Here is a 12,651-nt window from a genome sequence, read left to right on the forward strand (position 1 = left end):
AAAAGAATCGTAGTATGAAAAGACTAACATTGATTTCATTGATTCTGAGTATGGTATTGACCTCTTGTAAAGAGTACGGTGAAGTAAGAATCATGCCTGAATTTAATAATAGCGGAACAGAGGTTGAACTCTACAAAAATGAAGGTTCCTCAAAAACAGTGGTAATATCCACTACAGCAAATGAAGTGACAGCTGACTACAATGCCAACTGGCTCTCGGTAGATGCCAATAAACAACGTATCATCTATACAGCCCTTACGACTAACGAAACCGGTGAGGTGCGCTCTGCCACCGTCAAGTTAAATGCCGGAGAATTCTCTATGGAGGTGACGGTAAACCAGTTAGCGAAAGACGAGTCGGAAGTGAAGACATTAAAAGTCGGACAATTAACGGAAGATGGCCTTGGAATGATATTCTGGGTCGATCCAGATAATCAAGAAGCAGGTAAAGCCATTTCATTAGAACGTTGGGGCGGTAATCCGTTTGAAGCATCCATCAAATTGCACAATGCTTTCTCCATGATAAATGGTATCGAAAATACAGCTCTGTATACTGATGCCGGCAACAACGACGCAGCTGCTCTATGTACAAATTTGGGAGAGGGATGGTATCTGCCTGCATCTGAAGAATTAGGAGATTTATTTGATATCTATAACGGAATAGCACGCGACAATGGATTTACAAATGCTACACCCAATCAAATCAGTGATGCTGAAAAGGCCTCCCGTGCTACATTTGATAAAAATTTAACCGACCTTGGAGGGGCAGTAATAAACGCAGCCGCAGAAAACGGTAACGGAGAAAGTTACTGGTCGAGTACGGAAAACGAAGACGGACAGAAAGCACGCTATGTACGTTTTGGAAAATACGGAATGGATTATGGTGCCAAAACAGGTACAAGCCGTTTTGTACGTGCCATGAAAGTAATCGGTGACTATAAATTCCCTGAAGAACCTGCGACCTTATCTGTTTCACCAATGCAGATAGAACTGACAAGTGAAGAAGGGGCTACAGCAGATGTCACAGTTAGCACAAACAAACCGTCGTTTGCATATGTCATTGAAGGTAACGGCAATACATGGCTTTCTGCAGTACAGAATGGAGATAAAATTAAATTTACAGCTTTATCTAAAAATAACAATGACGAAGCCCGTACAGCTATCGTAACAATAACAGCCGGCAACGGCGATGCTCAAACTACAGCAACAGTAACCATAAGACAACAGAAAGAACAAACGGAAGCTGCTGCTTTCCAAATAGGAGATTTTGTAAAAATGGATGGTGGTACAGAACTGACTGAAGGCGGTATCGTATTTTGGGTAGAGGGTAACAATGCTAAAATTCTGTCTTTAAAGCGTAGTGCCACTGCCATAAATTGGGCTAACGAAGGATTTACAGACGCATTAGGTTTAACAGATCAGGAAGATGGTGAGGCTAATACTCAAAAGATGAGAGAGAGTGGCATAGCTGCTAATATTCCGATTCTGGAATATTGTAAGGATGGTTGGTATTTACCTGCGAGAAATGAAATGGAAGCGGTATTTAATGCATATAACGGCGGCCCTTCACAAAGTAGCGGGCTGAAGCCTGATGCTATCAAACAGGAAGAAAAAGACGCTCGTGCAGCCTGGGATAAAATCCTCACTGATAATGGAGGTGATGTTATGAACGGAAAAGCTGACAATACTGCTGGTGACAGCTATTTCACCAGTACGGAAGCGGATGATGCCTCAAAAGTATTCTATGTACGTTTCGGACAGTGGAATCCCGGTTTGACCGGTGCCAAATATGCCAAATCTCCTGCAAGGTATGTACGTTGTATTCGAAAAATTTCCAAGTAAAATCCCTTAAAGAAAACAATTATGAAAGTTTATTCATTCTATATCAAAGCATTGTTAGTTTGCCATGCCATACTCGCTTCATGTACAGATTATGTAGTGAAAGATCCTAATTTTATGCCGCCGGATGTTGTTGTTAATGACGACACTGGTAACAATGACATCATTGAAGGATTACCGACTCCCGGAGAAATGCAACCTTATAGTCCTTCACTCTTAGGCAAGCCTTATCGTCCGATAAAAGTTAAGTATTCCAATGAATTTCCACCAGTGACTAAATGGACGGAGAGTAATACCCGTATTGTCGCTTACATGGGAGAATACAAACCTATCATTAAATCAGAAAGTGATTACAAAGCCATTACGAATAAGTATGGTAGTTTCGTTTCAGGAACCAAACAACAAGCCACAGGGCGTTTTTATGTAAAAAAAGTGAACGGTCGTTGGTGGATTATCGACCCTGAAGGTTATCCACATTATGAGAGAAGTGTCACTTCCATGCGTTATGGTTCTTCGGCACGCAATAAGGAAGCATGGAACAAACGTTTTGGCACTGACGCCAAATGGATAGCAACATCACAAGCCGAATTGGCTAGTATCGGTTTCCACGGTACAGGAGCCTTTTGCACGAATACATATGGAAAGATTCAAACTCATAATTCTTCCATTCCTAATTCTCCGTTAACGTTGACTCCCTCATTCGGATTTTTAGGACAATTCAGGTCACAAAATGGTCATACTTATCCAGGCAACACATCGGATAATGAATTGGGGCTGGTACTTTATGATGACTGGGCCGATTTTTGTAAGAAATATGTAAATACGTCTTTAGCTCCTTATTTGCAGGATGCCAACGTATTGGGTTTCTTCTCGGACAATGAAATCAATTTCTCATCACAGAATTCCAGGATTTTAGACCGTTTTCTAGCACTTACAGATAAAACTGACGTAGCCTATCTAGCGGCAAAGAAATTTATGGATGAGAAAGGGGCAACGGGAGTGACAGATAACCTGAACAGTGAATTTGCAGGACGGTTAGCCGAAATTTACTATAAAGGAGTAAAGGATGCCATTAAGGAGGCTGACCCGGACATGATGTATCTGGGCACACGCCTGCACGGTACTCCCAAATATATGAAAGATGTGGTGGCCGCCGCAGGTAAATACTGTGACATCATATCCATCAATTACTACAGTCGTTGGAGCCCGGAACTGGACTCGTATGTTAAAAACTGGGGAGAATGGACAGATACTCCATTCCTAGTTACCGAATTTTATACAAAAGGACAGGATTCCGATTTGAATAATCTATCAGGGGCCGGGTTCACGGTTCCGACTCAGAACGATCGAGCATATGCTTATCAACATTTTACACTTGGATTGCTTGAAGCAAAAAATTGTGTGGGATGGCATTGGTTCAAGTATCAGGATGACGACGGTACGGATAACAGCGGAAAACCGGCTAATAAAGGAGTGTATGACAATCATTATGAGATGTATCCTTACTTGGGCAAGTTTATGCAGGAAGTGAATTACAATGTCTATAATCTAATTGAATATTTCGACAAATAGAATAAGTTTATAATAAAAGGAACAAGTATAAATCCTTTAAAATGATGGTAATGAAAAATAGAAAGAAAATGTTAATTATAAGTCTGACTCTGCTGGCCGGTTTTACCTGTTCGGCAGGGACAGTGACAAAGGGCATGAAGAAGGTCATTGATGACGCTCTTGATTTTTCTGTCAAACAGTCAATGTCCATGTTCAATGAGATGAAAGATCAAAAAGGCATACTTCCGAGAACAGCGGAAAATGGCAAGATGATTACATGCGAATCTGCCTGGTGGACAAGTGGCTTTTATCCGGGTAGCCTTTGGTATTGTTACGAATATAGTAATGACCCTCAGATAAGGGCTGCCGCAGAAGAAATGACTTCACGTGTGGAAAAACAGAAATATACAACCAGTAATCATGATGTTGGTTTTATCATCAATTGCAGCTTTGGAAATGGGTATCGTCTCACGCACAATGAAACATATAGGGAAGTAATAGAGACTGCTGCAAAATCATTGTCGACCCGTTTTCATCCGGTAACAGGATGCACCCGTTCCTGGAATAGCAAAAAATGGCAATTCTCTGTTATCATTGATAATATGATGAATTTGGAACTACTCAATGTAGCCTCTTCCCTAACCGGAGACAACACTTACTATAATATGGCCAAATCGCATGCAGACCAGACAATGATTAATCATTTCCGCCCTGATGGAAGTTCGTACCACGTGGTAAGCTATGACACGATTACGGGAAAAGTTCTGAATCAAGTGACACATCAGGGAGTAAACGATCAGTCTTCTTGGTCACGTGGACAAGCATGGGGCTTATATGGCTTTACAATGATGTACCGGCAGACCGGTAAAAAAGAATATTTGAATCACGCTATCAAGATTGGCAAATTCATTATGAATCATCCGCGTCTGCCTAAGGATAAGATTCCTTATTGGGATTTCGATGCTCCCAACATTCCTAAAGAAGACCGTGATGCCTCTGCTGGTGCCATCATGGCATCAGCCTATGTAGAATTGAGCACTTATGTAGAAGGGGAACTAAGCAAACAGTTCCTCACAATAGCCGAACAACAGATAAAATCGTTAGCTTCTCCTGCTTATCGCGCAAAAAAAGTAGGCGATAATAACCATTATATTATCAAACATTGTACGGGCTTCATGGCTAAACAATATGAAATTGATGCCCCTCTGACTTATGCAGACTATTATTTTATAGAGGCATTAATCAGATATAAAAAACTACTGGAAAATCGTCCGGTAGTTGAAACAATAACAGCTTTCTCGGAGAATTCGGACCGTTCTCTCTGGTTAAGTTCACTCCATCGCATTTCCTACCCGCTGTTAACGAACATGGCAAAAGGGGAACTTCGGAAGAATATGCCAGTTGAATCTATCGCTGCTGATATACAAAAAAGAAAAGAGGTTACGCATTTGGAGGCTTTAGGAAGATTAATTACCGGAATCTCAACATGGTTGGAATTAGGACCAGACAATACGATAGAAGGCAAACTACGTGCTGAATATATTGATTTAGCCTTGAAATCCATTTCTAATGGAGTAAATCCACAATCTCCTGATTATCTGAACTTCAATAACGGACGCCAACCATTAGTCGATGCTGCATTTCTTGCTCACGGCTTGCTTAGAGCACGCACGCAATTATGGGACAAACTTGATAAGACGACTCAAGAACGAGTCATTAAGGAACTTAAATCATCGAGAGTAATAAAGCCTTCTGAAACCAATTGGCTATTTTTCGCAGCAATGGTGGAGGCTGCCTTGAAAGAATTTACCGGCGAATGGGAATATGAGCGTGTAAAATACGCTTGCGATCGTTTTGCACAATGGTATAAAGGGGACGGTTGGTATGGTGATGGTGCTGATTTTCACCTGGATTATTACAATAGCTTCGTCATACATCCCATGATGGTCGAAGTTTTGGAAATAATGAAGAAAAACGGTATAGAAAGCTCTATACCTTATGATCTTGAACTCGAACGTTATGCACGCTATGCCGAACAACAAGAAAGACTGATATCACCCGAAGGTACATTTCCAATAGTAGGTCGTTCATTGGCTTATCGATTCGGTGCATTTCATGCATTGTCTGATGTTGCCTACAGGAAATTGCTTCCTGAAAGGGTAAAGCCGGGCCAAGTAAGATCCGCTTTGTCCGCTATCATCAATCGTCAGGTTAATGCACCCGGAACATTTAATCCTGAAGGCTGGCTACGGGTAGGTTTTGCCGGATATCAACCCCATATAGGTGAGACATACATATCGACAGGCAGTCTGTATCTATGTACAGCCGTATTTATCGCTCTTGGTTTACCGGAGTCTGACGAGTTTTGGTCTTCTCCTTCTGCAGATTGGACCTGTAAAAAAGGCTGGGCTGGTGTTGATTTAAATGTAGATAAAGCCTTGAAAAAATAGGATAAAAAGAAGGACATTCATGAAAAATATATTATCTATTTTATTTGCTTCAGTAGTTTTGTTTTCCTGCTCAGAGAATAAATCAGTAAGAAAACAAACGACCTTCTGTAATCCGATCAATCTGGATTATGGCTGGGGAAACTTTCAGACAAGAGAAAAAAAAGCCCGTTCCGCAGCCGATCCCGTCATCGTATTGTTTAAAAACAAATACTACTTGTTTACCACGATGGACATTGGTGGTTATCGCGTATCTGACGATTTAATCACATGGAAGAATATATACTTTAATCCGGAGGTAAAGACGTCGGCTCTTGATGTCGATCATTATGTAGCACCTGCCGTGGCAGCCGACGAAAACTATGTATACTTCATTAATTTCACCAGAGACCGTACCAAGAAAACGGTAGATGTCATTCGCTCATCCGATCCGGAAAATGGGAAATGGGAAAAATGTGGCGAAGTAAGACGTATGGCCGATCCTTGTTTATTTATTGACAATGGGCGCTTCTTTTTCTATTATGGTTTAGGTGGAACTCAATCTACTACTTTCTTCGAAGTAGATCCTGCCACATTCAAAGAGATAGAAGGCTCTAAAAAGGTCTTGAGAGAATATGTAACAGATATCAATCAGTGTAAATCGGGCTATCATTTTGGACGTAGAGAGTTGTATGATGAAATTGATGCCTCTGCCTGGCAGGGAAAATTCTCCAAAGTACCATGTCCTGAAGGTGCATGGATTGTGAAGAACAAAAACAAATATTACCTGCAATATGCCACTCCAGGTACTATCTGCAATTGGTATTGTGATGTGGTTCTGGAGAGTGATAGTGTAAATGGTGGTTTTGTAGAACAAGCTTATAATCCTGTATCTCTAAAAGTCGGTGGTTTTATCGGAGGAGCCGGACATAGTTGTGTATTTAAAGACAAATACGAAAATTGGTGGCAAGTCACCTCCATGTGGGTGGGTAATCATGACGAATTTGAAAGAAGAATAGGTTTATTCCCTGTTTCTTTTGATGATAAAGGAAGAATGAGAACCCATACTGTCTTAGGGGATTATCCCATGTCACTACCTCAAAAGAAATTCAATCCTCAAGATATTTCCGCTTTTGGCTGGATGCTCCAATCCTATCATAAAAAGAGTACGGCGTCTTCTTCATTACCGGGTTTCGAACCGGAAAAGGCAGTGGATGAAAATGTTCGCACCTGGTGGTCGGCTACAAGTGGCAAAGTAGGTGAATATTTCATAATGGACTTAGGCAAGAAGATTCGTATGAATTCCGTTCAGATAAACTTTGCTGAACAAGACATAAACCCTGATGCTCCCAAAGAAACAGATTATCACGCTTATAAGCTATACGTATCCGACAATGGAAGAGATTGGAAACTAATAGTGGATAAATCAAAGAATATGGTTGCCATACCGCATGAATATGTTGAATTCCCTAAGCCGATAGAAACTTCTTTTGTTAAAATAGAGAATGTCCATACTCCCAAAGAAGGCAAGTTTGCTTTATTGGATTTACGCGTGTTCGGTTTCGGCTATTCGGACAAACCGGAAATTGTAAAAGAGCTGTCAGTAAAAAGAAACAAAGACGATGAAAGATATGCTTCGCTTAGCTGGAATAAAGTATCCGATGCTGATGGTTATCTTGTTCGCTTTGGTTATCAGCCCGATTTCCTTAATCAATGCATCCAGGTCAAAGATAAAGAAACGACCGATTTACAGCTCCACATCCTTACCAAAGGCGTACAGTATCATTACCGCGTTGACAGCTATAATGACAGTGGAATTACAGAAGGTATCGTTATCTCTGAATAAAAAGATATGAACAAGAAACTGCTTATTTACCCCCTACTCTTTTCTGCCGGGCTATTGCAAGCCCGGCAGAAACCTAATGTTGTGATTATTTTTACAGACGATCAGGGTTATCAGGACCTTGGTTGTTATGGTTCGCCATTGATACAGACACCCTTTATTGACCGCATGGCAAAGGAAGGCATAAAGTTGACAGATTTTTACGTATCATCTTCCGTATCAAGCGCCTCACGTGCAGGACTTCTGACCGGCAGATTAAATACACGGAACGGAGTAAAAGGGGTATTTTTTCCCGAATCTGAAGGCATGCCTTCGGAAGAAATCACTTTAGCCGAAGCATTGAAAGAGCAAGGTTACACAACCGGTTGCTTTGGCAAATGGCATTTAGGTGATTTAAAGGGACATTTACCCACAGACCAAGGATTTGACTACTACTATGGTATACCATACAGTAATGATATGTATATCGGCCCTTCCCAGCAATTTGCTTCCAATGTAACCTTCAGAGAAGGCTATAATTTGTCAAAAGCCAAAGAAGACCAAGAATTTGTGAGAACTTCCGGTAGAGCAGATATAAAAAAAAGGTTGAACAACGCTTCTCCACTATTTGAAGGAGATAAAATTATTGAGTATCCCTGCGACCAGTCTACTACCACCCGACGTTATTTTGATCATGCCATAGATTTTATAGAAAATAATCCGGAGCAACCTTTCTTCGTCTATATCACACCGTCAATGCCTCATGTACCGTTATTTGCCTCCGAGCAATTTAAAGGTAAAAGCAAACGAGGACTCTACGGTGATGTTGTAGAAGAAATTGATTGGAATGTAGGCCGTTTACTCGATTACCTGGACAAAAAGAAATTAGCAGAAAACACTTTAGTTATTTTCGCGTCGGATAACGGACCGTGGTTGTCTTTCAAAGAAGACGGAGGTTCCGCTGAGCCATTACGAGGCGGTAAGTTCTCTTATTATGAAGGAGGTGTCAGAGTTCCTTGTATCCTCCGTTGGAAAGGGAATATACCTGCCGGTGTAACTAGTGACGCAATAGTTGCCAGCATCGACCTTTTTCCTACAATCATGCACTATGCAGGTTGCCAATCCTTCAAACAAAAGATTGACGGTATAAATATTTCATCCTTTCTCAAAAATCCCTCTCTACGGTTACGTGACGAATATGTTTATGTAAAAGGTGGTGAAGTTCACGGTATACGCAAAGGGGATTGGGTCTATTTGCCTAAAACAGGTAATAGTAAGTTTAAAATAGGAGATGTTCCCGAATTGTTTAATCTAAAACAGGACATCGGAGAATTGAATAATCTTCATCTACAATATCCGGACAAAGTAAAAGAGCTGCAGGAAGTGATGAAGAAGTATCAATCAACTTCTACTATGCCATATACACAAGTACGTGATACTCTTAATGATGACAGACAATATTGGATTCAGACACTCGTGAAAATAGCTGATCCGGTGATAAGCAATCTTAGCAAAGACCAACTGAAAAAGAATATTCCTGTCGGGCGTTCGTCATCAGCTTTGGCCAGCAGCCGGGAGTTTATCACTCACATGGAGGCTGTAGGCAGAACTATCGCAGGAATAGCACCTTGGTTGGAACTTGGACCGGACAATACTCCGGAAGGCAAGCTACGTGAAAAATATATTAAAATGACGTGCAAGGCTCTGGCAAACTCTGTAAACCCGGAATCAAATGATTATTTCAACAGCACAGCTACCCGTCAGATATTAGTAAACAGTGCATTCTTAATACAGGGGTTATTGCAAGCACCTACACAGTTATGGGGGAATCTGGATGACACCACCCGTAAAAGACTCATTGAACAGTGGAAATCGACCCGTACGATGAAACCAGGAAATAACAATTGGTTGTTATTTTCTGCTATGGTGGAATGCGGATTAAAAGAATTTTCCGGAGAATGGAATTTTCCGACAGTAGAAAGAGCCTTGACGTCTCATAGAGAATGGTATAAAGGAGATGGAGTTTATGGAGATGGGGCAGATTTTCATTTAGATTATTATAATAGCTATGTTATCCATCCTATGTTACTGCAAATCCTGAAAGTGACAGTAAAACAGAAACCGTCCTTCCAGTCATTTCTGAATGAAGAATGGATACGATTTATTCGTTATGCCGAAATTCAAGAGCGCATGATAGCTCCCGATGGCAGCTATCCGGTACTAGGCCGTTCAGTTAGTTACCGTTCGGCAGCATTCCAAGTTTTGGGAGCATGTGCCTTATTCGGAAAACTTCCGGAATCATTGAAGCCCGGACAAGTACGTGGAGCCATGACAGCCATGCTTAAGCGTCTTTTTGAGCAGCCGGGAACTTTCGATAAAGAAGGTTGGCTGACGATCGGAGTTTGTGGCGAACAACCAGAATTAGGGGATATTTATCTGTCTACTCCTTGCGTTTATCTGTGTTCATTAGGTTTCCTGCCCTTAGGACTCCCTCCCAATGCCCCTTTTTGGTGCAACCCTGTTGAACCATGGACAAGTATAAAAGCATTTGGCGGTATAGATTTTCCAATAGACAAGTTTATTAAACCATAAAATAAAATCATGAGATATAGTATTTTGATTGTTGCCTTTCTGATGTTTAACTTTACAGGTTATTCACAAACAACTTCAGGGCAGGAAGACAGGATATATTGGGTCAACATATTATCTCAAATTGCCGACCCATTATTGAATAGTATGAGCAAGGGAGAACTAAAGAAGAACATGCCTGTAGAAACTATCTCCGGTATGCCTAATCCATCCAATGCGCGTACCACTCATCTGGAAGCTTTAGGACGCTTATTTGTGGGAATGGCCCCTTGGCTGGAACTCGGTCCGGACAATACACAAGAAGGACAAATACGTGAGAAATATATCCGCCTGATGACTGAGTCCATCAATCACGGATTCAATCCCCAATCTCCGGATTATCTGAATTTTACAGTCACTCGACAACCTCTGGTAGATACTGCGTTCTTTTGCCAAGGATTGTTGCGTTCTCCGAAACAAATATGGAGTAAGCTATCATCTGAAACCCAAAAGAATATCCTGAACGCCTTACAACAGGTAAGTGAGATTAAGCCGGTAGAAAGTAACTGGCTACTCTTTTCGGCTATGGTTGAAGCTACCTTGCTGGAATTGACAGGCAAATGCAATATGCATCCCATAGAGTATGCCATCATGCGGTTCAAAGAGTGGTATAAAGGCGATAGCTGGTATGGTGACGGAATAAATTTGCATATGGATTATTATAACAGTTTTGTCATTCATCCAATGCTGCTGGATATTCTGGAAGTCATGCAGAAACATGGCAAAGGCGAAACCGACTTTTATAAAAAAGAACAACTACGTTTCTCCAGATATGCCGAACAACAAGAAAGAATGATTTCTCCGGATGGAGCATACCCCGTAATCGGCCGTTCTATAGCATACCGTTTTGGAACGTTCCATGTACTTTCAACAGCTGCTCTAAATGACTTGCTACCAACTACCATTACCAAGTCACAAGTCCGATGCGGACTAACCGCTGTCATAAAAAGGCACATGGCTATAAAAGGGAATTTCGACGAACAGGGATGGCTGACTTTAGGATTTGCAGGACATCAGCCACAAATCGCAGAAAGATACATTTCTACCGGCAGCCTGTATTTATGCTCTACTGTATTCACAGCATTAGGGCTTCCGGTTACCGATGAATTCTGGAGTGCCCCTTATGAGGAATGGACAGGAAAAAAAATATGGTCAGGTAATCCCAATGTAAAACTGGACAAGGCTATAAAACTATAAAACCCTCTAAAATAGATTATATATGAAAAAGATTCTCTCCTTATTTTTAGTATCAATAAGTTGTAGCCTGAATGCTCAACAACTTTTTTCATCAAAGATGGAGAAAGAAGATATTACCAAAGTTTGTAATGCCGTATCCGAGTGGCAAATTACCCATCACAACGAAGTAAAACATAATCCACTGGACTGGACAAACGGCGCTCTGTATCGTGGAATGACAGAATGGGGAAAAGTCTCGGGAAATCAATCTTGCTATGACTTTGTACGTACTATCGGCGAAAAACATAAGTGGAATATGTGGGACCGCGTATATCATGCCGATGATATTTGTGTGGGGCAGGCATTCATCGAGATGTACCGCAGATTTGATGACAAACGTATGCTACAACCTGTAATGGAACGGGCTTATTACGTAGCTTCGCACCCTTCAAAAGCTACCTTACAAAAAACGAATGCTGTAGGAACAACGGAACGCTGGTCATGGTCGGATGCCTTGTTTATGGCACCTCCGGTTTATGCGGCTTTATATACAATAACCGGAGATAAGATCTATCTAAATTATATGGACAGTGAATATAAAGAATGTGTAGATTCACTATACGACAAAGAAGATCATCTCTTTTATAGAGACAACAAACGAATTCCTCTCCGTGAAAAAAATGGTAGTAAACAATTCTGGGGAAGAGGCAACGGTTGGGTATTTGCCGGCCTTCCTCTCATTGTCGATAATCTACCTCTCAACTGCCCTTCACGTAACTACTATATCCGATTATTTACAGAAATGGCAGAAGCAGTTCGCAAGACTCAATGCAAAGACGGGGATTGGCGTACCAGCTTACTAGATCCTGATTCATACAAAATGCCAGAGAATAGTTGTTCCGCCTTTATGTGTTTCGGTATTGCCTGGGGAATTCGCAATGGTTACCTGCCTCAACGAACTTACAAACCGGTTCTTGAAAAAGGCTGGCAATCGTTGGTTAAAGCAGTTCATCCTGATGGAAAGTTGGGATATATACAACCTGTTGGTGCCGCACCCAAAGCTGCCGGATTCGATGCAACAGATGTATATGGCGTAGGTGCTTTCTTATTGGCAGGAAGCGAATTATATAAATTGTCATGTGCTTACTAAATGTGGACTATGTATCAATAGTAATTCGATGCCGGCCAGCCACTTTCTCTACTGATTCTC

At 41.2% G+C, this 12,651-nt stretch carries 7 protein-coding genes and 1 pseudogene; all 8 read left to right on the forward strand.

What is annotated here, in order from left to right; genetic code table 11:
- The first annotated feature begins 14 nt into the window (after positions 1-14).
- The 8 genes and pseudogenes from GD631_RS21780 to GD631_RS21810 all read left to right on the forward strand — a co-directional run bounded on the left by GD631_RS21780 (position 15) and on the right by GD631_RS21810 (position 12,591).
- On the forward strand, positions 15-1,841 hold the full coding sequence (locus GD631_RS21780; protein ID WP_143257808.1) for a BACON domain-containing protein: 1,827 nt from the start codon (positions 15-17) through the stop codon (positions 1,839-1,841).
- Between the two features lie 21 nt (positions 1,842-1,862).
- Positions 1,863-3,410, forward strand: a complete 1,548-nt coding sequence (locus GD631_RS21785; protein WP_143257807.1) for a hypothetical protein — start codon at positions 1,863-1,865, stop codon at positions 3,408-3,410.
- 44 nt (positions 3,411-3,454) lie between these two features.
- On the forward strand, positions 3,455-5,839 hold the full coding sequence (locus tag GD631_RS21790; RefSeq protein WP_143257987.1) for a DUF2264 domain-containing protein: 2,385 nt from the start codon (positions 3,455-3,457) through the stop codon (positions 5,837-5,839).
- Between the two features lie 19 nt (positions 5,840-5,858).
- The gene (locus GD631_RS21795) at positions 5,859-7,661 is read left to right on the forward strand and encodes a family 43 glycosylhydrolase (RefSeq protein WP_143257806.1); all 1,803 of its coding nucleotides are present in this window, start codon (positions 5,859-5,861) and stop codon (positions 7,659-7,661) included.
- A gap of 6 nt (positions 7,662-7,667) precedes the next feature.
- Positions 7,668-8,972, forward strand: a pseudogene (locus GD631_RS22370) (sulfatase family protein); the annotation flags it as partial.
- A gap of 78 nt (positions 8,973-9,050) precedes the next feature.
- A complete protein-coding gene (locus GD631_RS22375; RefSeq protein ID WP_342356070.1) occupies positions 9,051-10,229 on the forward strand; it encodes a DUF2264 domain-containing protein in 1,179 nt (392 codons plus the stop codon).
- Between the two features lie 9 nt (positions 10,230-10,238).
- The gene (locus GD631_RS21805; protein WP_143257804.1) at positions 10,239-11,462 is read left to right on the forward strand and encodes a DUF2264 domain-containing protein; all 1,224 of its coding nucleotides are present in this window, start codon (positions 10,239-10,241) and stop codon (positions 11,460-11,462) included.
- Between the two features lie 22 nt (positions 11,463-11,484).
- The gene (locus tag GD631_RS21810) at positions 11,485-12,591 is read left to right on the forward strand and encodes a glycoside hydrolase family 88/105 protein (RefSeq protein ID WP_143257803.1); all 1,107 of its coding nucleotides are present in this window, start codon (positions 11,485-11,487) and stop codon (positions 12,589-12,591) included.
- Positions 12,592-12,651: the final 60 nt, after the last annotated feature.

It is taken from the genome of Bacteroides luhongzhouii, assembly GCF_009193295.2.
Classification (GTDB): domain Bacteria; phylum Bacteroidota; class Bacteroidia; order Bacteroidales; family Bacteroidaceae; genus Bacteroides; species Bacteroides luhongzhouii.

What these genes read in the sequence shown, in the direction of transcription:
- GD631_RS21780 (WP_143257808.1), top strand. Translation starts at nt 15, where the DNA reads ATGAAAAGACTAACATTGATTTCATTGATTCTGAGTATGGTATTGACC.
- GD631_RS21785 (WP_143257807.1), top strand. Translation starts at nt 1,863, where the DNA reads ATGAAAGTTTATTCATTCTATATCAAAGCATTGTTAGTTTGCCATGCC.
- GD631_RS21790 (WP_143257987.1), top strand. Translation starts at nt 3,455, where the DNA reads ATGGTAATGAAAAATAGAAAGAAAATGTTAATTATAAGTCTGACTCTG.
- GD631_RS21795 (WP_143257806.1), top strand. Translation starts at nt 5,859, where the DNA reads ATGAAAAATATATTATCTATTTTATTTGCTTCAGTAGTTTTGTTTTCC.
- GD631_RS22375 (WP_342356070.1), top strand. Translation starts at nt 9,051, where the DNA reads ATGCCATATACACAAGTACGTGATACTCTTAATGATGACAGACAATAT.
- GD631_RS21805 (WP_143257804.1), top strand. Translation starts at nt 10,239, where the DNA reads ATGAGATATAGTATTTTGATTGTTGCCTTTCTGATGTTTAACTTTACA.
- GD631_RS21810 (WP_143257803.1), top strand. Translation starts at nt 11,485, where the DNA reads ATGAAAAAGATTCTCTCCTTATTTTTAGTATCAATAAGTTGTAGCCTG.